Origin of the sequence: Vibrio sp. RE88 (assembly GCF_013113835.1) — a bacterium.
In the GTDB taxonomy this organism is placed as follows: Bacteria; Pseudomonadota; Gammaproteobacteria; order Enterobacterales; family Vibrionaceae; genus Vibrio.
This window is the reverse complement of record NZ_VTYQ01000014.1, coordinates 41,347-66,471: the sequence shown is the minus strand read 5'-3', so window position 1 is coordinate 66,471 and position 25,125 is coordinate 41,347. Positions and strand designations below refer to the sequence as shown.

Sequence of the window (25,125 nt, the reverse complement as noted above, 5' to 3'; positions counted from 1 at the left end):
TAACGAAATATGGCCTCAGTATAGACTGGGGCTTTTTTGTCTCTGGTGATAATCATTATCTAAAAAAAAGGGTTGGCGCTTTCACGCCAACCCTCTCTGTATTTGTTGCTTATCGCTAGATATCGTCACGCTCAATTGGGCAGCTCATACAACGAGCGCCACCGCGGCCGCGACCCAGTTCATTACCTGGAATGGTCAGAACCTCGATACCAGCTTTGTCGTACTTCTCGTTAGTGTAGACGTTGCGTTCATAGCCAATTACTACGCCTGGCTTCACAGTGAGAACGTTGTTCGCGTCATTCCACTGCTCACGTTCCGCTTCATAGTTGTCACCACCTGTTGTGATGATCTTGAGGTAATCGACACCAAGCGCTTCTTCAATCGCGTGAGTGTAGCTTGGAACTTGCTCGACTTTCATTTCACCGTCTTCGCTGTCTCCTTTAGGAGTCAGACGCCAAGTATCAAGGTCTTTACGCATGATCTCTGGGTAAACGGAGAAAGTGTCAATATCCATATGGGTCATGACCGTATCTAAATGCATGCAAGAACGGTGTTTTGGCAAATCGATGGCAATCACTTCTTTGGCTTGACCGTTCTTAAATAGGTTTGCCGCTAAGTTCTCAACACCTTGTGCCGTCGTACGTTCAGACATACCGACCAACACCGCACCTTTACCGATAACCAGTACGTCACCGCCTTCAATATTGGCGTTGTCGTAATGCAGATCTTCATCACCAAAGTATTTGATGAAATCTTGCCCGGCGAAGACTGGGTGCCAGCGATAAATCGCTCTTAGATGGTTCGTCTCACGTTGACGGGCTGGTTTCATCATCGGGTTAAGAGATACACCGCCATAAACCCAACATGAAGTGTCACGAGTGAAGAGATGGTTTGGTAGTGGCTCGATAACAAAGTCCAGCGGACGATGCATCTTAGGTAGCATTGACGAAGACTGAATTGGCAGCTCTGAATAAGCCAAGCCACCGAGCAAGATCGTTGCTAAGTGCTCATTATCCATATCCGACAAGTAATGGCGTAGATCGCGAGCAAACGTCGGACCGTAGCGGAAGTCAGAGATCTGAGTATCCAGTAACCACTCTTTGGCTTCTTTTACTGCCAAAGTTTCTACTAGGAGATCGTGAAGCAGTAATACTTCAACCCCTTGCTTCGTCAGAGTTTGTGCAAACTGATCATGTTCTTCACCTGCGGCTTCCACAGCAAGAACATCGTCAAACAGTAGCTCATGGCAGTTTGAAGGGGTGAGGTGGGTTAACGCTCGCTCTGGTCGGGCTAACAATACACGTCTTAACTGGCCTACTTCTGAGCCTACGTACAACTTACTCATTTTGCATCCTTACAATAATATCCAGTGCGTATTTATGACAAGGTTGTTATCAAGATGCAAGCGGTAATGTTGGCTTCAAAAACTGGTTTTTGTTATTTTAATGGTTTTAAGTTTTGTAAAATTTACCAAAGGTAACTTTTTTATCTGAAAATGTAGCCGTGAAATATGTGCGCTGACTTTGCGACTCTATTCGTCACGCCATTGGAGAAATTTTGACAAATTAAAATTGAATTCAGCATAGCTATTCACAACTTTGCCAACTGGTGACAGAAAGGTATATTTCTATGCAGATCTCATTTTTCCTAAGATATGCAGCAATGAAAAATAAAAACGCATAACTAAGGGCGGGAAACTGTGATCGACGACCACAGATAATTCTGAATCACAATGATGATAAAAAAATGTTAAGTTTCCGATGTTGTGAGCTGGATCCGATGAGATCATTAATCATGACCTCAATAAAGATGACGATCCGAATGGATTGCGGGTAGTAATTTCACTGGATCCATGCGATATTCCGTTGCGGTAAAAATCGATCAATGTTGTCACTATCTGGAGCCGACTTATGTCTCATGAAGACGAATATCTATCAGTTGAAGAATTAATTGAGATTCAAAAGGAAGAGACTCGCGAGATCATCCAAGCCTTACGTGAAGATGGCAGTGATCCAGATGCCTTGTATGAAATTGAACATCACTTGTTTGCAGAAGATTTCGATACGCTGGAAAAAGCCGTTGTTGAAGCGTTTAAAATGGGCTTTGAAGTATTGGAAGCTGAAGAAACAGAAGATGAAGATGGCAACAAACTGCTGTGTTGTGACGCTACAATGGAATCTGCCCTTGATGCAGAAGCGATTGATGCTCAAGTAGAGAAGCTGATTCACCTTGCAGAGAAATACGACATCATCTACGACGGATGGGGTACCTACTACGAAGGCGAAGATGCGCTGTACCCAGAAGAAGATGACGACGAAGAGTAACGAGTTGTTGAAGAAACCAGCCTAATGGCTGGTTTTTTTTGTCGCTGTAATTCGTCGAGGGATAAGTATCTTTCATTCAGACGATTCTTTATAATCACCCAAACTTGATCTAGCGCAATTTTATTAAGGGAAACATGCAGCTATCACTCGCAGGCTTATGGCAGATCTCTCCGCTTACTGACCTTTCTGTTCCTCAGGATGATATTACTTTTCCTGCAGCGTTGAGTGCGCGGCTACCTGATGCATTGTCCGAACAAGAGATTGCGGAGCAAGAGTGGCACTTGATGCACGATATTGAAGTGGACGAGGCGATGCTGGCATTTCCAGCCGTTGACTTGGTGCTCGGTGGTGTAGATTACCATGCTGAAGTGCGACTTAATGGTATCGCGTTGTTTGATTGTGATGGCTCACAGGCGGAATACAAAAAGGACATTCGCCCATACATGCAATTAGGTCGAAATCGTTTTGAGATCCTATTTCTTGAAGAGGAAGAAGAGCTTTTATTTGAAGAGGACAGACTGGATATTTGTCCTTTAGGTGAACAACCTCACCAAAGGTTTGATTCACGAGTGGGTATCTGGAAAGAGCCTTACCTGCAGTTTATCCGTCATGTGCGTTTAGATCATGTTGTCACTGAGCAGATCTGGCACCACGGCGGTGGCTGTGAGTTTATGGTCGATCTGCATTACAAAACCTATTCACCGGGGCTGATATCTGCGTCGGTTAAGTTCAATGGAATGACGTATCACCTGCCTATCGATGTTCGAAATGATCATGCGAGCGCTCTGTTTCAGGTCGAAGCGCCAATCTATTTCGATGCCAGCCAGCCTGATCCTAACGATCTGTATCAGCTAGAAGTGATGTTGGATGGTCAAACGCAGAAATTTAACATCGGATTGAGTGAAGATCTCTGTGTGACCCATTTCCCGGTGTAGCTGTTTTCAAACATGAGCGGCTTGCTGTGAAAATAGCGGGCGTTGTTTGCGCTGCCACACTCGTTCATGGAAGTAATAGGCGAGAGTATTAATACTTGGTTCAATCGCAGCCATAATTCCACCGACTAGCCAGCTACCAGTCAAAAGATAAGCCACACTGAACGCCACACTAAAGTGTACAACGGCAAAGCTGGTGGTTTTCAACGCGGTAGCGTTCTCACGTTTTTTCAGCTGGGGTGAGGCTTGCCACACTCGTTCATGAAAATAAAACGCAACGGTGTTTACCATAGGTTCGATCATGGCAATCAGACTGCCGATCAAGATATCACCCGTTAATAGATACGCGACAGTGAACGCGATTGTGAAGTGAATAGCAGCAAAGGTGAGTGTCTTTTTCATGATGTGATCCAGTCTTTAGTGTTGATAGGATCATTATTGATAATCATTATCATTAGTTAAATTCGATTAAAACTATAATATCAATCGTTAATAACTATTAAAAAAGGCGCTCAGTTGAGCGCCTTTTGTCTTTATTCGGTCCACTTAGCCTTGCGGTTTTACCACTAAGACATTGATTGGTGAGTTCTGAACCACTTTACTGGCGACGGAGCCTAATACCACTTTATCCAGTTTAGAACGCTTATGGCTTGGCATCACAATCAGGTCAGCACCGAGCTTTTCTGCGTAGTCGAGAATAGTAGCGTACGCCTTGCCTTCAGCTACGTGCGCTTTATAGACGACTTCTTCAGGAATGTGCTGGACAGCGAACTGTTTCAGCTGATTCTCAACGTCATTTTTCATTTTCGCTGCGGCATCCTTTGGAAAGTAGGTCGCAACCATTGACATGTGAATACCTGGTAATACGTTCAGAAGATGAACTTGAGCATTGGAGTGCTTGGCGTGCCAGACAGCCAGTTCAAGTGCTTTATCAGAAAAGCCTTTGTCGTTCAGATCGACAGGAACAAGAATTTGCTTATACATCGATAGCTCTCTATTCAGTCTCAACCATGGAAATGGCTGAGATATGTATCCTTAGTTGATACCAAATCCACTGAAATTAAGTGGTTTAGTATAAGTGTAGCCTCACTTCCTTCTGTGGAGCGAGGCTAACTAAGTTACGCGCTCAGTTCATCCTTACGAGCTCGTCTTCTCTGGTTCATGCCTAGACCGATGAGCAGTAGCAGTGCAGGAACGAAGACCCACTCTTTCATTGGTCGATCTGCATCTACCACGACAGAGCGAATTTCCCAGTCGAAATCAACGCCAGCTGCTTCTGCTGGGCTACCGAACTCGACCATGTCCACCAACATGCGACCATTGCTGTTATTCAGCATCAGACCCATAGATGAGATACGATCTTCACCGGACTTCGCACTGTCCTCGAATGGCAGTCGTACGGTCTTCGAAATGAAATCACCTTCAAGGTTCTCACCGGCAACAAGAAGCTCAATCTCTTGACCAACTGGTAGCTGTTCAGTGATTTGCGCGATCTCTGTACCTGGGTGAAGTACTTTGGCTGGGTAAATTTGATCCCACCAGAAACCAGGGCGGAAGAAAGTAAACGTCAGAGCCAAGAGCAGAACGGTTTCCCACCACTTGTTCTTCGTAAACCACCAGCCTTGTGTTGCTGCAGAGAATATCAGCATTGCGATGACGGAAGATATGATCGTGAGCAACAAATGCCACCAACTATCAATACCCATCAAAAGAAGCTGGGTGTTGAAGATGAACATAAATGGCAAGATGGCGGTACGAATATCGTAGGTAAAGCCCTGGATACCTGTTCGAATCGGATCCGATTTAGCGATAGCCGCTGCTGCGAAGGCCGCCAAACCAACCGGAGGTGTATCATCCGCCAGAATACCGAAGTAGAACACAAACAAGTGAACGGCGATTAGAGGGATGATCAAGCCGCTTTGTGCACCCAGAGTCACGATAACAGGTGCCATCAACGTAGAAACTACGATGTAGTTTGCAGTCGTCGGTAGACCCATACCCAAGATTAGACTGATCACTGCGGTGAACAGTAGCATCAGGATAATGTTACCGCCCGAGATAAACTCGACGAAATCCGTCATCACGAGACCGATACCCGTAAGTGTGACAACACCAACAACCGTACCAGCTGCTGCAGTGGCCACACCGATACCGATCATGTTACGTGCACCCGAGACTAGGCTCTCTAGCAAATCAATAAAGCCTTCTTTGGTTTGCTCAGCAATAGAACCTTGCTTTGACATTACGGCCATTAGAGGACGTTGAGTAATCAGGATAAAGATCATGAATACCGTTGCCCAAAACGCAGACAAACCTGGCGAGAAACGCTCTACCGTTAAACACCATACCAGTACCACAATTGGTAGCAGGTAGTGCAAGCCCGATTTAATTGTTGGACCTGGATCCGGCACTTCAGTCAATTCAGCATCAATTTCAATCGCCCCTTCTTTGGCATATTTGGCTGAGACATTGACCAAGCCGACGTAAGAAAGGAGGAGCGCAACGGTGACGATTGGTGTTGCTGCGTCACCGAAGACGTCTTTTGTCCACCCGATACCGTAGTACACCACTGCACTGATGACACACAAGCCGAGGATGGTGCCAGTAAATGACAGCAAGCTCGCGATTAGCGTCGGATTGTGACGACGCGGAAGGCCAGTCATGCCCGCTTTACACGCTTCTAGATGAACAATGTAGATCAGAGCGATGTATGAGATTAGAGCTGGAAGAATCGCGGCCTTAATCACCTCTACATATGAGATACCGACATATTCAACCATCAAGAATGCAGCTGCGCCCATGATAGGTGGCGTTAGCTGACCGTTGGTTGAAGCGGCAACTTCTACTGCACCTGCTTTCGTTCCCGGGAAACCAACACGTTTCATTAACGGGATAGTGAAGGTACCAGTCGTTACTACGTTGGCAATGGAAGAACCAGAAACCAGACCAGACAAACCTGATGCCACAACGGCCGCTTTTGCTGGGCCGCCTTTCATATGGCCAAGTAGAGAGAAAGCGACTTTAATGAAGTACGCACCCGCACCCGCACGTTCTAGCATGGCGCCGAACAGTACGAATAGGAATACGAATGACGTTGATACGCCCAAAGCAACACCAAATACACCTTCTGTTGTTAGCCACAGGTGAGACATAGCCTTGTTAAGGCTTGCCCCTTTGTGAGCGATAACATCTGGCATGTACGGGCCGCCAAAGGTGTACAATAAGAAGACGGCTGCAACAACCATCAGTGGTGGACCCAGTGCACGGCGTGTTGCTTCAAGTAGCAGCACCATACCCATGACTGCAACAACAATATCAAATGTTGTTGGAGCCCCTGAGCGGCCAGCCAGCTCGGTGTAGAAAATATAGATATACGCTGCGGAGAAACTGCCAGCTAACGCAAGTAGCCAATCCAGAGCAGGAATTCGGTCACGAGGAGAGGTTTTCAGAGCGGGGTAAGCGGTAAACGCTAGGAACACGGCAAACATCAAATGTATCGAACGTGCTTCAGTGTCGTTGAGTACGCCAAAATTAAATATGAACGGCAGAGGGGATGCGTACCAAAGTTGGAATAATGACCAACATAGCGGCACAAACCATAGGATGCGGCCAGGAATCCCCAGTGGGGCACGGGCACCTGTATCGGCTTGAGCTACCATTTCTTGCACGTCTTGAGACGGAGATGTTGTCTTCGACATGAACTTAATCCTTATTATAAATGGCCTGTCTTTTTATGATTGTCAGAACCTGATTTTGCATCTTTCAGTTTAGTGAAAAGATGAAATATTGCTCAGTTGTAAGTTTTTGGTAGATAGAAATAAAGAGGAGTTTCAAAAATGTGAAACTCCAAATAATATGATATTGCTCAATACCTTAGAGCTTGGTGCACCAAAGAGGCTGTAACCTCCTTGGTGAACAAAGAGAGGTTACTTAAGTAGACCTACTTCTTTGTAGTATTTCTCAGCACCTGGGTGTAGAGGGATAGAAAGACCAGCTTTCACCATGTCTTCTTTCTTAAGGTTTGCAAACGCAGGGTGCAGACGCTTAAAGGTATCGAAGTTCTCGAATACAGATTTTGCAACGTTGTAAGCCACTTCGTCAGAAACGTTAGTAGTCGTTACCATAGTAGCGGCAACACCAAAGCTGTTTACGTCTTTATCTGTACCACGGTACATGCCCGCTGGAACTGTACTGAATGCGTAGTATGGGTTGTCTGCAACGATTTCATCGATTTTCGCGCCAGTCGCTGAAACTAGCTTCGCATCACATGAAGTGGTTGCTTCTTTGATTGATCCGTTTGGATGGCCAACAACATAAACGAACGCGTCGATTTTGTTGTCACACAAGGCTTGTGAACGCTCAGAACCTTTTAGCTCAGAAGCAAGTTTGAAGCTGTCGTTAGTCCAGCCCATTGCTTCCATTACTACACCCATAGTCGCACGGTCACCAGAACCTGGGTTACCGATGTTTACGCGCTTGCCTTTCAGGTCAGCAACGTTTTCGATACCCGAGTCAGAACGAGCGATGATGTTGAATGGTTCTGTGTGTAGAGAGAACATTGCACGTAGCTCTTTGTACGGGCCTTGTTCCGCAAACTTACTTGTACCGTTGTAACCATGGTACTGCCAGTCAGACTGAACGATACCGAAGTCCAGTTCGCCCGCACGGATAGTGTTGACGTTGTAGATCGAACCACCTGTCGATTCTACAGAACAACGAATGTTGTGATCTTTACGGCCTTTGTTAACCAGCTTACAAATTGCACCACCAGTTGGGTAGTAAACACCAGTTACAGAACCAGTACCAATAGTGATGAACTCTTGAGCGTTAACCGCGCCAGCACCCATTACAGCAGCTGCAATAGCACCAACTTTAATAAGTTTGTTCAATGCCATGAATTTCCCTTCCTTTATTCATTATTAACCCCATAGCAAGTGTAGTCGCTACGGGAGTTTCCTATTATGGAAACGGCATCTTTTTCAATCCGTATGTTGAAAAAGTGGCTGAATAATACCAAAAAATTGGCACATAATTACACGATTGTTAAAAAATGTAGCGAAATTGGCTGGTTTTTGCGCGAAAATTTAACCTGACTTAGCAGGTTAAACCATTGGTGAATCAAGGGCTTAGCTTAGTGTGTATTTAGAAGAAGAGATTTATCTAAGATGTGATTTGAGTCACAAGAATAATGTTCTCAAGTGACTCAATAATAATGACTTATATCTGAAACTTATCCAGTATATTCAAATAGTTCGCAGACTGAATTGAACAATTGTTCCGTGGTCATATTCAGTGTCGGAGTGATGAAAATGGTATCGTCACCAGCCACCACGCCTAAAATACCTTCTGCTTTACCTAACGAGTCCAGCAGGCGAGCGATAAGCTGAGCGGCGCCTGGACCCGTATGGATTACCACTAAAGCATTGTTGCGGTCAATATCCAGTACCAGTTCGCGCAAAGAACTGGACACTGTTGGCACACCCAATTCCGCAGGTAAGCAGTAAACCATCTCCATTTTGGCGTTGCGAGTACGCACTGCGCCGAATTTGGTCAACATACGGGAAACTTTAGACTGGTTGATGTTTTCGAAGCCTTCATTTTTCAGAGCCTCAACAATATCCCCCTGGGAGCCAAAACGTTCCTCTTTCAATAGCGCTTTGAAGGCACGGACGAGGTTATCTTGTTTTTCTGAATGACGCATGGTTCTCTCTCAACCGTAGTTTTATAAAAATCAAGTGAATATTCTCGCATAGCTATGCACATTGTGCCAATGCTATCCCTAAAATCTGTCTAACGTGTCACTGTAAACAGGGATGTAAGATTGCAATTTTTAATTACTTAACCCTTTGTCAATAAAGGTAAATGTAAGGATAATAAACACTTGTGTGTAGCACGTTGTTACTGAGTTGCGCAAGGTCGCAAAGCTGACGTTAATTGATTGTAATCAGTATGTGATTGCTATAGCTTTGGACAGCGTTGATTTCAAATCACCCCAAGACTTATAAAGAGATTCATCTCAAGGAGAACTACGATGAAAGTAGCCGTTATTGGTGCCGCTGGAGGCATCGGTCAAGCCCTAGCCCTTTTACTAAAAAACCGCCTTCCTGCTGGTTCAGATTTAGCACTTTACGACATCGCTCCGGTTACTCCGGGTGTTGCTGCTGATCTAAGCCACATCCCAACGCCTGTATCAATCAAAGGTTACGCCGGCGAAGACCCAACGCCAGCACTTGAAGGTGCAGATGTTGTTCTGATTTCTGCGGGTGTTGCACGTAAGCCAGGTATGGATCGTGCGGACCTATTTAACGTCAACGCAGGTATCGTTAAGTCTCTTGCTGAGAAAATCGCTCACGTTTGTCCTAAAGCGATGATCGGTATCATCACCAACCCAGTCAACACTACCGTGCCAATCGCGGCAGAAGTTCTTAAGAAAGCGGGCGTTTACGATAAGCGTCGTCTGTTCGGTGTGACAACTCTGGATGTTATCCGTTCTGAAACTTTCGTTGCGGATCTAAAAGATAAAGATCCAGGTGAAGTACGTGTACCAGTTATCGGTGGTCACTCAGGTGTAACGATTCTTCCTCTGCTTTCTCAGGTTGAAGGTGTTGAGTTCACAGCAGAAGAAGTAGAAGCGCTGACTAAGCGTATCCAGAATGCGGGTACTGAAGTCGTAGAAGCCAAAGCGGGTGGCGGTAGCGCAACTCTGTCTATGGGTCAGGCGGCGTGCCGATTCGGTCTTGCTCTAGTGAAAGCACTTCAAGGTGAAGATGTGGTTGAGTACGCTTACGTAGAAGGTGATGGCGAGCACGCACCGTTCTTTGCACAACCAGTGAAGCTGGGTAAAGACGGCGTTGAAGAGATCCTAAGCTACGGTGAACTGAGTGCATTCGAAAAATCAGCACTTGATGGCATGTTAGAAACACTAAACGGCGACATCCAAACGGGTGTGGATTTCGTTAAGTAAGCCAGATACACGTTTTATTGAAGCCGACTCTCGAGTCGGCTTTTTTGATCCTTTTTACCCTTCAGGATGTAAACTTATAATGTGGTAAGGAGGGTAGAATATGGATATCACGCAGATCGAAAAAGGCATGCTGGTGGAATGCAAACAAGGCGTTGGAAGAGTCTTGGCCGTTGATGAGAAGAGCCATGCGATTCTTATAGAGGAGCGAGAGTCCCACCAGCAGTTTGCCGCAGACATCAGCGAATTAATGGATGACCCACAACTGCATATAGGTTGTGACAAGTACTATTGATTCTTGACCATAAAAAAAGCGAGCTCAATGCTCGCTTTTTTTATGGTATTTGCTCATTACTTACGAACAGCAATGGCTTCAATTTCGATACCCACATCTTTAGGTAGACGAGCCACTTCCACACATGAACGTGCAGGGTAGTTTGCTACGTTGTGCTCATCGAAGAATTTACCGTACACTTCGTTAACTGTGCCGAAGTCATTGAGGTCTTTGACGAAAACCGTCATTTTAACGATGTCAGTAACAGACAAGCCTGATGCTTCAACCACCGCTTTTACGTTATCCAGAGACTGGCGAGCTTGCTCAGCGATGTCTGCTGATACTTCACCTGTTGCAGGGTTTACTGGGATCTGACCTGAAGTCAGTACCATGTTACCTAGGTCTACACCTTGTACATATGGGCCAATAGCAGCAGGAGCGGATTCTGTATGAAGTACTTTAGTCATTATTATGTTCCATCTGTTGAGGGTTAACGTAATTAAGGGAAGTCAGTGTGCCGCGAAAGCTGGGCGGCGTAAAGAAAAATCCCTGCTATCAGAGAGCAGGGATGGATAATTGGTGATTAAGCGACGATTAACGTTCAGTGACGATTTCTCGTGAGAAGACCTTCTCACAATACTTACATTTTAAGCGCACGTTATCTTTCTTCTCGAACACTTTAAAGCTGGTTTCTACCGGTTCATCGTGGGTAATGCAGTTACTGTTAGGGCATTCAAAGACGTTATTGATCTGTTCCGGTAAATCGAGTGCCAGCTTCTTCACAACCTCGTAGTTTTCAATTTGGTTAACCGTGGCATGCGGTGCGTACAAGGCGAGCTTGCTTGCTTGCTCTTCACTGATAAAGACATTTTCAATCTTAAGCAGGTCTTTGTGGCCGAGTGCCGAAGACGGCAAATTGAGGCCGACAGTCACGCGCTGCTCTGACTTATCCATTGAAAAGAGCTTGAGAACTTTAATACCAATCTGAGCTGGGATGTGGTCAATAACGGTGCCGTTTTTGATTGCTTCAACCTGCAATTGAGTTTCTTTAGCCATGATGATTCTCCAGATTACAGTGATTGGTTTAAAACGAGAGCAAGTAGGGCTTCACGCGCATAGACGCCATTTTCAGCCTGCTCAAAGTAATAGGCGTGTGGCGTTTTATCGACGTCAACAGTGATTTCATCCACGCGAGGCAGCGGGTGTAGTACTTTTAGGTTGTCGCGTGCACCTTCCAGCAGCGCTGCAGTAAGGATGTAGGCGGATTTGATGTGCGCGTATTCCGACTCATCAAAGCGCTCTTTCTGAACTCGAGTCATATACAGCACGTCCAGCTCAGGGATGACGGTTTCCATGTCCGTGTGCATGCTGTATTCAATACCAGCTTCATCCAGCTCTTCGCAAATGTAATCTGGCATCGCCAGTGCCTCTGGAGCGATGAAGTAGAAACGAACATTGTTAAACTTCGCTAGGGCCTGCGTTAGGGAGTGAACAGTACGGCCGTATTTCAGGTCGCCGACAAAGGCAACGTTGAGGTTATCGAGGCGGCCTTGCGTTTCGGCAATTGAGAACAGATCGAGCAGAGTTTGAGTTGGGTGTTGGTTCGCTCCGTCACCCGCGTTGATGACAGGTACACCATTGGAGAATTCAGAAGCTAATCGTGCAGCGCCTTCCTGTGGATGACGCATGACAAAGGCATCGACATAAGAAGAGATGACCTGAACCGAATCCGATAAGGTTTCTCCTTTCTTGGCGAGCGAAGTGTTACCGCCATTATCAAAACCAATTACGCTGCCACCGACACGCTGGATAGCGGTTTCAAAAGACAGACGAGTACGGGTAGAAGGTTCAAAGAAGCAGCTGGCAATCACCTTATTCTTGATCAGCTCAGGATTAGGCTCTGCTTTGAGTTGACCTGCGGTTTTGACAATCAGTTCCAGCTCTTCACGAGAAAGCTCAGGAATTGAGATAATGTGCTTGTTATAAAGCGTGTTCGTCATAATCATCGTCCCATCTGCAATTTAGGCAATAAAAAAGCCTCCCAATAGGGAGGCTTTAAAAATCGGTGGAAATAGTAAAAAGACCAGCCAGTAAGCGTTTTGGCTTACCTAATGTAAATCGTTTTGTAGAACACGTTTTACGTGGCATTTGGTCACTACCTCCAGACAAATTGCCGAGCATTATACGCTGAAGATTTGTTAACGCAAGCGATTACATCGAAGCTTTATGGTGCAATTTTTGTTGGTGTTATGAACCGAGTGTTGCGACCATCACAGCTTTAATCGTGTGCATGCGGTTCTCTGCTTCATCAAACACAATTGAGTGGTCAGACTCGAACACTTCTTCAGTAACTTCCAGCCCATTCATACCGTATTTGGCGGCGATTTCCTTGCCTATGGTGGTTTCATCATTATGAAATGCCGGTAAGCAATGCATGAACTTGACTTGCGGGTTACCGGTTTTATCTAGGGTGTCCATATTGACTTGATAAGGCTTCATTTGAGCAACTCGCTCATCCCAAGCCTCTGGAGCTTCGCCCATTGAAACCCACACGTCAGTATAAAGGAAGTCGCAATCTTTAACGCCTTCATCAACGTTTTCAGTCAACGTGATTTTTGCCCCGGTTTGCAGAGCAATCAGTTGGCAGTTTGCCACCAGTTCTTCTTCTGGCCAGAAAGCTTTAGGGGCGACGAGACGTATATCCATGCCCATTTTGGCAGCCCCCACTAATAGAGAGTTACCCATGTTGTTGCGTGCATCGCCTAAGTAAGCAAACTTGATTTCATGGAGCTGCTTACCGCGGCCATGTTCAAGCATGGTGAGAAAATCGGCCAGTATTTGAGTGGGGTGAAACTCGTCGGTCAAACCGTTCCACACGGGTACACCAGCGTATTGCCCCAGCTCTTCGACGATATCTTGGCCGAACCCTCGATATTCAATGCCGTCATACATTCTGCCCAATACACGCGCAGTGTCCTTCATCGACTCTTTATGACCGATCTGTGAACCGGATGGACCGATGTAAGACACCTGTGCGCCTTGGTCGAAGGCTGCTACTTCAAACGCGCATCGGGTGCGAGTAGAGGCTTTTTCAAAGATCAGGGCGATGTTTTTACCAACGAGCTTTTTCTGTTCTGTGCCCGCGTATTTTGCCTTCTTAAGATCTGCAGATAGATCGAGTAAAAACTGGATCTCTTTTGGGGTGAAATCGAGAAGCTTAAGGAAATTTCGGTTACGTAGATTGAAAGCCATGCTTCAGTCCTTCATTGCTCATTATTTTAATAGGACTAGTTAAACATAGTTATGTGATGTTTGTGAATAATTATTTTAAAATTATAGCGGGATATAAATAATATCCCGCTTTTTGTGACTATAAATTCTCTTCTGCAAACTCAGCCAGACGACTGCGAACGACACCATTTAGGTGGACATTAGCGCTGCCTTCGAAGTTTTTGAAGCGTTCAACCATGTAGGTCAATCCTGAGGTAACAGGGGTGAGGTAGTGGGAGTCAATCTGCGCCAGGTTACCCGAGCAGACTATCTTAGTACCTTCACCACAGCGTGTGATGATGGTTTTGATTTGCGAAGCAGTCAGGTTCTGACACTCATCCAGTAAGACAAACGCGTTTTGGATTGAGCGGCCACGCATAAAGTTGATCGACTTAAACTGTATATTGGCTTTGTCGCAGATGTACTTCAGTGAGCCTTCCGTACAGTGGTCGTGCTTATGCAGCGCTTCCAGTGTGTCCGTTACCGCCGCTAACCAAGGCAGCATTTTTTCCTCCTCACTGCCGGGCAAGAAGCCAATCGATTCGCCGATATCTGGCGTGTTACGTGTAACGATGATCTTGTCAAACATACCGTGTTCAATGGTTTGCTCCAAAGCGGACGCCATCGCAAGTAGCGTTTTACCACTGCCCGCTGCCCCGGTGAGAATCACCAAATCGATATCAGGGTCGAGTAAGGCATCTAACGCCATGCCCTGATAAATGTTCTTTGGTGTGATGTCCCACGCTCGGCGATGCATCATGCGCTCGCGGCTGAGATCTTTGAGTGTCACCTTTTCAGGGTTTATTTCTTCCACCCGTCCTGCAAAGTCACTTTCTTCATCAATGACATACTGATTGATGTACGTTGGTTCAAAAGGCTCTCGGTCTAGGGTGTGGAAGGTGTGACCGCCAAGGTTCTTACTCTCGACTTCTTCGATATTACTCCAGAAGTCGCCTTCGATTTGTTGGAAGCCTTTAGTCAGGTACTGAACGTCATCAATCAATTGGTCAGTACGGTAGTCTTCAACGAAGCGAACGCCAGCGCCTTTGGCGCGCAAGCGCATATTAATGTCTTTGGTGATCAGAACCACTTCACGTGGTGCACGTTTATTTTGCAGATAAAGCACCGCATTAAGAATGCGATTATCGCCAGCTTTGTCTGCAAATGCCTTAACGGTTTCTTGCAGCTCAAAATCGGCGAGAATAGAGATATGGCCGGTGTCTTCTTTATCGCGGTTGATGGGAATGCCTTCAGAGATTTCATCTGGTGTGGCGTCTTTGAACATAGCTTCCATTGCACGGATGGCCACTCGGGCATCGCGGGCAACGTCGCGTTTACTGTCTTTGATTCGGTCGAGCTCTTCGAGGACGGTCATTGGAATGACCACGTCGTGTTCTTGAAAGGAATAGATGGCTAAAGGTTCATGAAGAAGGATGTTGGTGTCTAGGACAAAAAGTTTCCGATCCGTGTCACCCATAAGCGTCTCCTTGCCGTGATGCGGCTTGTTTGCCATTCACAATCGCTTGTGATGATGGCCTACCTGCGGTTGCTTGCAGCATGTCGCTAAGTCGCTCAGAGATCGCTGTCGGTTAGCTGATATGCTACAAACCCGTGTTGATCGTCATCCGAAATAATGCATCTCTCGTGCCAGTCGAAAAATTGACACCATCGCCTGCATTCTCATTTGTGAGTATAAGTCAGATTTCCAACTCTCTTTTTTAGATTTGCCACTCTTTTCTTACACTTTGATGTCATGCAAAAGATAGAGAAAAATTTGTTGTTTTTTGAGGTGTTTGTGCGTGACCAATATCACAGCTTCGAGTAATATGAGCGACCTTTTTGGCGTGACTGCTGACCATTCACTTCCCCGTCAGTTGCCTTTCAAGTCACGCAAGAACAACTAAGATAAATAGACCCATTTTTGAATTAAACAGATGAGGTAGTCGATTCATGACATTTGCTTTGGGCCAGCGCTGGATCAGCGATACGGAAAGCGATTTAGGTTTAGGGACTGTAGTAGCATTGGATGCTCGTACTGTGACACTTATGTTTGCAGCTTCAGAAGAGAACCGAGTATACGCTCGTAATGATGCGCCAGTTACCCGAGTAACCTTTAACGCTGGTGATGTCGTTGACAGTCAGCAAGGCTGGTCACTTAAGATTGAGCAAGTGGTCGAGGACCAAGGTCTGTTTGCCTATATCGGTACCCGCGAAGACAGCGGAGAGCGAGAGGTGATGCTGCGCGAAATCATGCTCAGCAACCAAATCCGTTTTAACAAGCCGCAAGATAAATTGTTCGCTGGTCAGATTGATCGCATGGATAATTTTGTGCTCCGTTATCGTGCATTGATGAACCAATATGAGCAGCATAAAAGCCCGATGCGTGGTCTGTGTGGCATGCGTGCTGGTCTGATTCCTCACCAGCTCTACATTGCTCATGAAGTTGGTCGTCGTCATGCGCCTCGCGTTTTATTAGCCGATGAAGTCGGCCTAGGTAAAACCATTGAAGCTGGGATGATCATCCACCAGCAGGTGCTGGCAGGCCGAGCGGAACGTATTCTGATTGTGGTACCGGAAACGTTGCAGCATCAATGGTTGGTGGAAATGATGCGCCGCTTCAATCTGCACTTCTCGATTTTTGATGAAGAGCGCTGTATTGAGGCGTTTGCCGATTCAGATAACCCGTTTGATACCCAGCAATACGTACTGTGTTCACTGGATTTCTTACGCAAGAGCCGTAAGCGTTTTGAGCAAGCGCTCGAAGGTGAGTGGGATTTGTTGGTTGTCGATGAGGCGCACCACCTAGAATGGAGCCCAGAGCAGCCAAGCCGTGAGTACCAGGTGATTGAAGGGCTGGCAGAGCGCACGCCGGGCGTACTTCTTCTGACCGCAACCCCAGAGCAATTGGGACGTGAGAGTCACTTTGCCCGCCTGCGTTTGCTAGATTCAGATCGCTTTTACGACTACCAAGCATTTGTTGAAGAAGAAGAGCAATACGCGCCAGTAGCGGATTCAGTGAGCGCGTTGTTCTCTGGTCAACAGCTTGAGAATGATGCTAAAAATCAGATTACCGAATTATTGTCCGAGCAGGATGTTGAGCCTCTGTTCCGCATTATTGAAAGTGACAGCGAAGAAGAAGCCAAAGCCGCAGCTCGCCAGGAGCTGATCGACAACCTGATGGACCGCCATGGTACCGGACGCGTGCTGTTCCGTAACACCCGAGCAGCGATCAAAGGCTTCCCGGTGCGTAACGTGAACCTACTGCCAATGCCGATTCCTCAACAGTACACAACGTCTATGCGTGTCTCGGGCATGATCGGTGGCAAAATCAGCCCTGAAGCACGTGCGCTGAAAAATCTTTACCCAGAAGAAATCTTCCAAGAGTTTGAAGGCGATGATGCTAGCTGGTGGCAGTTTGACTCACGTGTCAATTGGCTGATTGAGAAGATCAAACAAAAGCGCAGTGACAAGATTTTGGTTATTGCTTCTCGTGCGAGCACAGCGTTGCAGCTGGAGCAGGCGCTGCGTGAACGTGAAGGTATCCGTGCCACCGTGTTCCACGAAGGTATGTCGATTCTGGAGCGTGATAAAGCGGCTGCTTACTTTGCGCAGGAAGAGGGCGGCGCTCAGGTCCTTATCTGTAGTGAAATTGGCTCAGAAGGCCGTAACTTCCAGTTCGCAAACCAACTGGTGATGTTCGATCTGCCATTTAATCCCGACTTACTTGAGCAGCGTATTGGTCGTCTGGACCGTATTGGTCAGAGTCGTGATATTGATATTCACGTTCCTTATCTGGAGCAAACTTCACAGGCGATTCTGGCGCGTTGGTTCGATGAAGGCCTGAATGTATTTGCTGAAACTTGCCCGACAGGTCGCGCGGTGTATGACAAGTTCTCTGATCGTTTGATTGAAATGCTGGCTTCAGGTGACGTTACCGAACTCGATGATGTGATCAGCGAATCAGCTGCGATGAATAAAGAGCTTAAGTCTCAACTTGAGCAAGGGCGTGACCGCTTACTGGAAATGCATTCCAATGGTGGCGAAAAAGCGCAGCAGATCGTCGATAAGATTGCAGCCACCGATGGTGATACCAATCTGGTGACCTTTGCGTTGAGTCTGTTTGATACCATTGGTCTTAATCAGGACGACAAAGGGGAAAATGCCTTGGTTGTGACGCCATCTGAACACATGATGGTGCCAAGTTACCCTGGCCTGCCTTATGAAGGTGCGACGATCACTTTTGATCGTGAAACGGCGTTGTCTCGTGAAGACATGAACTTCATCAGTTGGGAGCACCCGATGATTCAGGGTGGTATCGACTTATTGATGAGTGAAGGCGTCGGTGCAACGGCAGTATCTTTACTAAAGAACAAAGCGTTACCAGTAGGCACTATGCTGCTTGAATTGGTATATAAAGTTGATGCTCAGGCGCCAAAGCGCAGTGGTATCAGCCGCTTCCTGCCGACAACACCAATCCGTTTGATGTTGGATGGCAAAGGCAGTGACTTATCTCAGCAGGTTGAGTTTGAAAGTTTTAACCGCCAACTTAGCCCAGTAGGTCGTCATATGGCGACCAAACTAGTGTCGTCAGTTCAGGCTCAGGTTCATCAGATGATTACCGCTGGTGAAGCGTTGATTGTCGAAAAAGTCGAAGCCGTACGTGCAGAGGCGCAACAGGAAATGCAGGCGAGCTTGAATGCGGAGCTGGAACGACTGCAAGCATTGAAAGCGGTTAACCCAAACATCCGTGATGAAGAACTAGCAGCGATTGAAGCGCAAATTAAAGATCTGAATGGCTACATTGCTCAAGCTCAGTATCAACTGGACTCGCTGCGTATGATTGTTGTATCTCACAACTGATTTTACGCAACTTGCGGTAAAAGGCCTTCATCTGAAGGCCTTTTTTGTTGGTCGCTATTTGACTACATCAGCCACTTCCACCACACAAATACCGCCAAGAAACCAAACAGGTAGACAAGGCCAGTGATAGAAAGCCATTTCAGTTTATTGCTGAGCGCCAAAGGTTCTGGCAACTGAGATTTTGAAACCAGAATATAGTTAAGCAGCGCAAAAAATGGAGTGGTCATAAAGGCCAAAATCATCGCAAAATCAAGCATCGGCAGTAGTGCCGCTGCCCAGAATACGATGATCGATAGTGCCGCAGCGGAGATAAGTAACATCCAACCCTGAGTCACTTTAGGCTTCATCTCTTTTTGCTTACGCAGTAGGCGTTGAGATTCTGAAATCACTCGAGCGTAGCCATCAATCACCGTAATCGTACTGCCAAAAATACAGAAGAACGCAACGGCTGCAATTAGGTAACGTGACCATTCGCCAATGGTTGACGCGTAGAGCCCAACCAGCTGATGCGAAAAGCCTACACCCGATTGAGATAATTCAATATTGCTGCCGTGTAAGACCAAAGTACCCAGTGCAAGGAAGACAATCGCCAGAATCGCCGTACCGATGTAGCCCACATTGAAATCAAACAAAGCGGAACGAGCCGTTACCTTTTGGTGGCGTTGCTGACTTTTAAGCCACATTGATGTCAGGCTGGAAATTTCAATCGGTGCTGGCATCCAGCCCATGGTTACGACAATAAAGCCGATGGCGGCAATTGACCAAGGAGAGGGCGCTTCAAAAGCAGGAGCCGCATCGACAGGGTTACCCACCGCGATAGCGACCGCAGTCAGGGTTGCAATGGTCAGTACCGCCATAATGATTTTCGATAAGGAGTCGAGGGCTTTGTAGTGACCAGCAAACAGAATCGTTAAACAGGTGGCTAAGATGATTAAGCACAAGCTTGTGGTCGAGAGGTCGAAGGGAATGAAGTAACCCAGCAAGCTAGCACTGAAGAGCAGTAAGGCGGCTGTATTGACGATGCCGGAAATAACGCTCAGTGCGACAAACAGCCATAGGTAAGGTCGGCCAAGCTTGGCATAACCTTCGACCAAGCTTTCTCCGGTGCCCATGGTGTATTGAATACTGGCACGGAAAAATGGGTACTTAAAAAAGTTAACTAACAAAATGAGTGCGGCTAGCTGCCAACCGTAAATCGCCCCGGCTTTTGTTGAAGCGACCAGATGTGATCCTCCTACCGCGGCGGCGGCCATCATGATCCCTGGGCCTAGCGAACGGACGAGTTGTGACAGAGAGTATTTGGGTTGGCTCTCTGAAGCGGAGATCGTTTCCATTTGTGTTCCTTGATGTTTTTGTCGTTAGTGATTGTGCTTTGTCAATGGCGGGTATGAATATCATATGCAATCAAGGCGTTAAATATAATTTACATGAAAAAAGCTAAAACATACTAGGATGTGGAAACGCCGTCACAGGCATGACTCTGATATACTGGCTGAGTTATAAATCTGATTGAGATGTTTTATGGCTATGCAGCAATACCACCCACCCACCGAGCCATGGATTGAACGAGTATTTGAAGACGAAGGCATCCTTGTGGTGAATAAGCCATCGGGTCTTTTGTCTGTGCCGGGCAGGGCTGAAGAGCATTACGACAGCATGTGGAGCCGCTTGAAAGACATCTATCCTGACATCCAACCGGTTCATCGTCTTGACATGTCAACTTCAGGTTTGATGCTGTTTGCCAAGAACAAACCCACAGAATCGGCGTTAAAAAAGCAGTTTCAGTTTCGCCTCACGCATAAGGTCTACTATGCTCGTGTATGGGGACACGTTGAACAACAAGAGGGAGAAGTGGATCTTCCACTGATTTGTGATTGGCCAAATCGGCCGAAGCAGAAAGTCTGTTTTGAACAGGGTAAGCCATCAAAAACCTTATTTGAGGTGGCGAAGCGGGAAGAGCAGACCACCATCGTCAGGTTACTGCCTATAACTGGGCGTTCACATCAGCTGCGTGTGCATATGCAGGCTTTAGGACATCCGATTGTCGGAGATGAGTTCTATTCACAGGGAGAAGCCTTTGAATTCTCCAACCGTCTTGAACTGCATGCGGCTGAATTGAGTTTTTACCATCCTCAAGATGAACGTCTACGCAGTATTTTTGTTCCTTGTGATTTCTATCCTGAAGCGGAGGCGTTGATCTTTAACTATTTCGATCCTGTGCGAGAATTGCCGGACTATAAAACGCTGCCGCGTCCATGATTTCACTCTAGGCAGCGAAAGGAGAAACCATGTCGCTGCCTAATGTTGTGTTCTTGGATCGTGCGACGATCCCAACTCATATCGAATTACCTCACCTTCCTTTTGATCACCAATGGATTGAATATGATTTCACCAGCCCTGAGTTGGTGGTAGAACGGCTGAAAAACGCTCAAATCGTGATCACGAATAAAGTCGTATTAGATGCGGCGGTGTTGCGCCAACTACCGGATCTCAAACTGATCGCTGTCTCGGCTACTGGCTTCAACAATATCGACATTGATTACTGCCGCGAGCACAGCATCGCTGTCACGAACGTGCAGGGCTATGCCACTCAATCGGTGCCTGAACACGTGATTGGGATGATATTCGCGCTTAAGCGCAATTTGATGGGTTACCACAATGATATTGCCAAAGGGGAATGGCAGCGCAATAAACAGTTTTGCTTCTTTACTCATCCAATTGGTGACGTAGCAGGCTCGACGTTGGGCGTTGTTGGTTCAGGAGCTTTAGGTCAGGCTACTGCCGCGCTGGCGAAGGCGATTGGTATGCAGGTCATTTATGCCGAACACAAAGGCGCGAATCATTGCCGAAAAGGTTACCTGCCATTTGAGCAGGCGTTGATGATGGCTGATGTCTTGACGCTACATTGTCCGTTGAATGAACGGACTCATCATTTGATTGGGCGTCATGAGTTGGCTCAAATGAAGCCGGGTAGTGTGCTGATCAATACTGGTCGAGGTGGGTTGGTTGATGAATCGGCTCTGGTTGAGGCCTTAAAACGAGGCACGATTGCTGGTGCTGGTGTCGATGTATTTAGCCAAGAGCCAGCGGACGACAGCAATCCGCTGCTCGCTAACATGAGTTTGCCTAATTTGCTCCTGACTCCACACGTTGCGTGGGGCAGTGACTCATCGATTCAGAATTTAGCGAACATCCTGATGGATAACATTACTGCCTTTCATCAAGGGCGGGAACAAAACCGTGTCGTTTAGTGGCCTTTAGATTGCTGTTGGTGCCACTTAATAAGCCCTTGGTTAAAGATCTCTAACAGTTCTTTTCCTCTTGGGCTTTGTTTCGAGAACATCACGAAACCGTCGTTATTGAGAAAGGGTTTCGGGTGATAGGTAATATTATTCTGAATCTCTTCTGGTTGCTGGCTGAGATGATACATGCCGATTTGGCGTTCTTCCGGATAGACTTGGATGCGTTTGTGGTTAAGGCGCAGCAGGTTCTGACTGGGGCTGTTGACCCGGCTTATGCTGACCTCTTTGGCATCGATTAAGGCATCCAAATCTTCCCCATAGCTGTAACCTAGCCCTCCACCCATCTTATAGCCTTTGAGGTCATCTATATCAGACCAATCAAACGCTAAGTCTTTGTGGTGAAAGAAGACAAATTGCTCTTGTGACACTGGCTCACTGTAATAGAAATGCTGCGTCCGCTCTTCATCAAACATCCACACCGCAGTGGCATCATATTCGCCACTTTGAGCTTTCTCATAAGCTCTGGCCCAAGGATAGAAAGTGAAAGCCACCTCATAACCTTGCAATGCAAAAACCTGTTTGATGGTTTGTGCGACGACACCATAGCCCTCAAGGTTCTGACCGATAAACGGTGGCCAACCTCCGGCTGTGATCTTGACAGTTTGGTGTGTGTTCTCAGCGTAGGCTGACAAGGTAAACAAGCAATGAAGCAAGGGAATAACTAACAAGGATTTCTTCAACATCAGGGTTCCTTATTTGGTGTCCTCTTAAGTAATTCTAGAAGAGACACGCTCGATTGGATCACTAACGGTCAAAAACGTACGGAAACAAGGTCAAAATCAAGCAATAAGCGTTTGATATTTCACGGGCAAATGTTTTTAACGTCCACTATATGTAAAATTATTGTGTTAATACTCCATATTATTTGTGATGTACATCAACTGGTTGCATTTTCTTGTTATTAAGACATAGACGCTGGGAATGAAATGTAAGAAATTATTTGCCTTGTGTTTTAGTCAACTACGTCAGGAAATGTAATAAATGGAACAAAAACATATAACAAATCCCGTTGAGTTTAAGGGAAAGGGAGGCGAATTCTTTGGCATTTGGATAGTCAATGTTCTGCTGACCATCATCACTTTTGGTATCTATTCAGCTTGGGCAAAGGTCAGAACCAAACGTTATTTCTACGGTAATACCTATATCGATAATGATAACTTTGAGTACCATGCTGAGCCGATGCAAATCCTCAAAGGACGTTTAGTCGCTGTAGCGGTGCTATTGGTTTGGGCCGTGGCGAACGGCTTTTTCCCAGCAGTGAGTGCCGCTCTATTACTGGTTTTCTACATTGCTTTACCTTGGTTGTTATGGAGCAATGCCCGCTTTGATGCTGCAATGACGAGTTACCGCAATGTTCATTTCTCTTTTGACTCTTCATTGAAAGACGCCTATATGGCACTTATGGGCCGAGGTTTAGGCGCTTTGCTAGCGATGGCTATTTATATTGGTGTGGTCGTGGCTGTCGCCAGTGTGTCTGGAGTAGCCGCAACGGTATTAGGTATTGCGTCTTTTGTGTTCATGGCTGTGTTGTATGCATGGGTTGTGGCTGGCGCGCATAAGTATTTTTCTAATGGCTATCGATACGGAGATTGGAAGTTCAGTGCTGAACTGGAAACGGGCTTCTTCCTCAAAACCTATCTAAAAGCGATAGGCTTGGGTATTGTTGCGTCGATTGTTCTCATGATTGCAATGTCTCTGACAGTATTCAGCGGTTTCGATTTTACCGCGCTTCAGAATGGAGACTTCAGCTCGTTGATGGGTGTATCTCAGGTTACGGTGTTTATTGTAGCCTACCTAGCGATCATCACTCTGACTATCGGCCTGACAGCGTACACCACAACACGATTACGTAATTACATCTTTGATCAGCTACAAGCGAAGTTGGAGCAAGAGTCAGACGAGCGATACACCTTTAAGTCATCACTGACTGCGAGAGGGTACACTTGGTTGGTTGTCTCTAACTTCTTACTACAGGTGGTGACGCTAAGTATTGCTAGACCTTGGGTTATGGTAAGAACGTCCCGCTATGTTGCTGATAACACCGTGGTGTTTGGCGATATGAGTGTGCTGAAGGCGACAGACCAAGATTCAAATGTCAAATCTGCAGTATCGGATGAAGTGGCGCAGGCCTTTGATCTAGGTATCGGAATTAGCTAATGCTATTTGACGGGGTGGCGTTTCCGCCACGCAGCTCGGAGCGTCATCCTGCCAAGTTGGATGTCACTCAAGCCAATGCATTAAGTTTACGTGTTGACGGGAAAATCATCAGTTGTGATCAGCAATACGCCGATATCAGTGTCCCTGTTGGTAATCTGCCCGTGCGTTTTAAGTTCCCCGATGGCTGGGTATTTGTGGTTGAAAGAACGGCAGAAGTAAGCCACTGGCTGGAGCAAAATCGCAGAAGCAGTACCATTGATAAGATGGAAGCCAACTGGTTAGCCTGGTTGTTGTCAGCGGTAGTGTGTATCGGAGTGGTATTAGGCAGTTACTTTTATGTCTTGCCATGGACCAGTGAGAAGGTCGCTAATGCTATCCCTGATTACGTTGCTGTGGCGCTGGGCGATAAAGTGCTCGAAAGCTTTGATAACAGCTGGCAAGAGAGCGAGTTGAGCCCGCAAGAGCAGCAAGCGATCAGCCAACGTGTGGCTCTGCATGTCACACAGTTGGAAGCGTTACCTTATCCCATTGAGGTGGTGTTTCGCTCCTCAGAGCTTGGCGCCAATGCATTTGCATTGCCGGGTGGGAAAATCGTATTACTCGACGACTTGGTTACTCTGGCTGAGAATGAACAACAACTCGATAGCATTATCCTTCACGAGCTAGGTCATGTTCATCATCGCCATATGATCAAAAGGTTAGTCCATTCGAGTTTACTTTCAGTTGGGGTTGCAGTGTTAACCGGTGAAAGCTCGGGAGTGGTGGATAACTTGGCTGGGCTAGGGGTTTTCTTCCTTTCCAATGGTCACTCTCGTGACGCTGAACTGGAAGCTGACGCTTACGCTCGACAAGCAATGGTGGATATATACGGCAGTAGTGAAGCGATGGCAGAGATGTTTGAGTTGTTCAGACAACAAGAAATGTTGGAAATGCCAGAATGGATGAGCAGTCACCCTGATTTTGAGCTGCGCATTCAGGCCGCGCGCGAATAACGAATCACAGAGATAAAAAAGGCAGCGAATTCGCTGCCTTTTCTCTATCTATG

22 protein-coding genes are annotated in these 25,125 nt (G+C 46.6%); 9 read left to right on the top strand and 13 right to left on the bottom strand.

The window, feature by feature from the left end; translation table 11 throughout:
* Positions 1-115 precede the first annotated feature (115 nt).
* The gene (arcA, locus tag F0265_RS22615) at positions 116-1,345 is read right to left on the bottom strand and encodes an arginine deiminase (protein ID WP_171750430.1); all 1,230 of its coding nucleotides are present in this window, start codon (positions 1,343-1,345) and stop codon (positions 116-118) included.
* Positions 1,346-1,910: 565 nt separating this feature from the next.
* Between arcA and rraB the strand changes: the two genes are divergently transcribed.
* Positions 1,911-2,324 carry a ribonuclease E inhibitor RraB gene (gene rraB, locus F0265_RS22610; protein ID WP_006963145.1) on the top strand — a complete coding sequence of 138 codons (414 nt, stop codon included), beginning with the start codon at positions 1,911-1,913 and terminating at the stop codon, positions 2,322-2,324.
* Positions 2,325-2,458: 134 nt separating this feature from the next.
* Positions 2,459-3,259, top strand: coding sequence for a hypothetical protein (locus F0265_RS22605; protein WP_171750429.1), 801 nt, complete (start codon positions 2,459-2,461; stop codon positions 3,257-3,259).
* Positions 3,260-3,265: 6 nt separating this feature from the next.
* Here the strand turns inward: F0265_RS22605 and F0265_RS22600 are convergent, their stop codons facing one another.
* From F0265_RS22600 to argR, 5 genes are all read right to left on the bottom strand, one after another.
* A complete protein-coding gene (locus tag F0265_RS22600; protein ID WP_171750428.1) occupies positions 3,266-3,658 on the bottom strand; it encodes a DUF2061 domain-containing protein in 393 nt (130 codons plus the stop codon).
* Between the two features lie 144 nt (positions 3,659-3,802).
* Complete coding sequence (locus F0265_RS22595) at positions 3,803-4,240, bottom strand: universal stress protein (RefSeq protein WP_006963142.1); 438 nt, start codon at positions 4,238-4,240, stop codon at positions 3,803-3,805.
* A 134-nt stretch (positions 4,241-4,374) separates the two neighbouring features.
* Positions 4,375-6,954, bottom strand: a complete 2,580-nt coding sequence (locus tag F0265_RS22590) for a TRAP transporter permease (RefSeq protein ID WP_171750427.1) — start codon at positions 6,952-6,954, stop codon at positions 4,375-4,377.
* A gap of 228 nt (positions 6,955-7,182) precedes the next feature.
* Positions 7,183-8,151 carry a TAXI family TRAP transporter solute-binding subunit gene (locus F0265_RS22585; protein WP_006963140.1) on the bottom strand — a complete coding sequence of 323 codons (969 nt, stop codon included), beginning with the start codon at positions 8,149-8,151 and terminating at the stop codon, positions 7,183-7,185.
* A gap of 335 nt (positions 8,152-8,486) precedes the next feature.
* On the bottom strand, positions 8,487-8,957 hold the full coding sequence (gene argR, locus F0265_RS22580) for a transcriptional regulator ArgR (RefSeq protein WP_006963138.1): 471 nt from the start codon (positions 8,955-8,957) through the stop codon (positions 8,487-8,489).
* Between the two features lie 330 nt (positions 8,958-9,287).
* Here argR and mdh point away from each other — a divergent pair, with 330 nt between their 5' ends.
* Both mdh and F0265_RS22570 read left to right on the top strand, forming a co-directional pair.
* Positions 9,288-10,220, top strand: a complete 933-nt coding sequence (gene mdh, locus F0265_RS22575) for a malate dehydrogenase (RefSeq protein ID WP_019274196.1) — start codon at positions 9,288-9,290, stop codon at positions 10,218-10,220.
* A 100-nt stretch (positions 10,221-10,320) separates the two neighbouring features.
* Positions 10,321-10,512 (top strand): hypothetical protein, encoded by a 192-nt coding sequence (locus tag F0265_RS22570; RefSeq protein WP_171750426.1) that lies wholly within the window; start codon positions 10,321-10,323, stop codon positions 10,510-10,512.
* Positions 10,513-10,568: 56 nt separating this feature from the next.
* On the opposite strand, the gene F0265_RS22565 is transcribed toward F0265_RS22570, so the two are convergent.
* From F0265_RS22565 to F0265_RS22545, 5 genes are all read right to left on the bottom strand, one after another.
* Positions 10,569-10,958 (bottom strand): RidA family protein, encoded by a 390-nt coding sequence (locus F0265_RS22565; RefSeq protein WP_004747250.1) that lies wholly within the window; start codon positions 10,956-10,958, stop codon positions 10,569-10,571.
* A 127-nt stretch (positions 10,959-11,085) separates the two neighbouring features.
* Complete coding sequence (gene pyrI, locus F0265_RS22560; RefSeq protein WP_006963135.1) at positions 11,086-11,547, bottom strand: aspartate carbamoyltransferase regulatory subunit; 462 nt, start codon at positions 11,545-11,547, stop codon at positions 11,086-11,088.
* Positions 11,548-11,561: 14 nt separating this feature from the next.
* A complete protein-coding gene (gene pyrB / locus F0265_RS22555; RefSeq protein WP_029236336.1) occupies positions 11,562-12,491 on the bottom strand; it encodes an aspartate carbamoyltransferase in 930 nt (309 codons plus the stop codon).
* A gap of 247 nt (positions 12,492-12,738) precedes the next feature.
* Positions 12,739-13,743: an ornithine carbamoyltransferase gene (locus tag F0265_RS22550; RefSeq protein WP_171750425.1), complete on the bottom strand. Its 1,005-nt coding sequence runs from the start codon at positions 13,741-13,743 to the stop codon at positions 12,739-12,741.
* A gap of 118 nt (positions 13,744-13,861) precedes the next feature.
* On the bottom strand, positions 13,862-15,238 hold the full coding sequence (locus F0265_RS22545) for a PhoH family protein (RefSeq protein ID WP_171750424.1): 1,377 nt from the start codon (positions 15,236-15,238) through the stop codon (positions 13,862-13,864).
* 473 nt (positions 15,239-15,711) lie between these two features.
* Between F0265_RS22545 and rapA the strand changes: the two genes are divergently transcribed.
* The gene (rapA, locus tag F0265_RS22540; protein WP_171750423.1) at positions 15,712-18,621 is read left to right on the top strand and encodes an RNA polymerase-associated protein RapA; all 2,910 of its coding nucleotides are present in this window, start codon (positions 15,712-15,714) and stop codon (positions 18,619-18,621) included.
* Between the two features lie 62 nt (positions 18,622-18,683).
* Here rapA and F0265_RS22535 read toward each other — a convergent pair whose 3' ends face one another.
* A complete protein-coding gene (locus F0265_RS22535; protein ID WP_064488730.1) occupies positions 18,684-19,955 on the bottom strand; it encodes a divalent metal cation transporter in 1,272 nt (423 codons plus the stop codon).
* 187 nt (positions 19,956-20,142) lie between these two features.
* Here F0265_RS22535 and F0265_RS22530 point away from each other — a divergent pair, with 187 nt between their 5' ends.
* Together F0265_RS22530 and F0265_RS22525 are read left to right on the top strand one after the other, a co-directional pair.
* Complete coding sequence (locus F0265_RS22530; protein WP_019277973.1) at positions 20,143-20,880, top strand: pseudouridine synthase; 738 nt, start codon at positions 20,143-20,145, stop codon at positions 20,878-20,880.
* Between the two features lie 29 nt (positions 20,881-20,909).
* Positions 20,910-21,872 carry a D-2-hydroxyacid dehydrogenase gene (locus tag F0265_RS22525; protein ID WP_171750422.1) on the top strand — a complete coding sequence of 321 codons (963 nt, stop codon included), beginning with the start codon at positions 20,910-20,912 and terminating at the stop codon, positions 21,870-21,872.
* Here F0265_RS22525 and F0265_RS22520 read toward each other — a convergent pair.
* On the bottom strand, positions 21,869-22,606 hold the full coding sequence (locus F0265_RS22520; protein ID WP_171750421.1) for a transporter substrate-binding domain-containing protein: 738 nt from the start codon (positions 22,604-22,606) through the stop codon (positions 21,869-21,871). The two genes, F0265_RS22525 and F0265_RS22520, sit on opposite strands and share 4 nt — an antisense overlap.
* Before the next feature lie 298 nt (positions 22,607-22,904).
* On the opposite strand from F0265_RS22520, the gene F0265_RS22515 reads away from it, so the two are divergent.
* Together F0265_RS22515 and F0265_RS22510 are read left to right on the top strand one after the other, a co-directional pair.
* Complete coding sequence (locus F0265_RS22515; RefSeq protein ID WP_171750420.1) at positions 22,905-24,080, top strand: YjgN family protein; 1,176 nt, start codon at positions 22,905-22,907, stop codon at positions 24,078-24,080.
* Positions 24,080-25,072 carry a M48 family metallopeptidase gene (locus F0265_RS22510; RefSeq protein WP_171750419.1) on the top strand — a complete coding sequence of 331 codons (993 nt, stop codon included), beginning with the start codon at positions 24,080-24,082 and terminating at the stop codon, positions 25,070-25,072. Before F0265_RS22515 ends, F0265_RS22510 begins: the two co-directional genes overlap by 1 nt.
* The last annotated feature ends 53 nt before the right edge of the window (positions 25,073-25,125 follow it).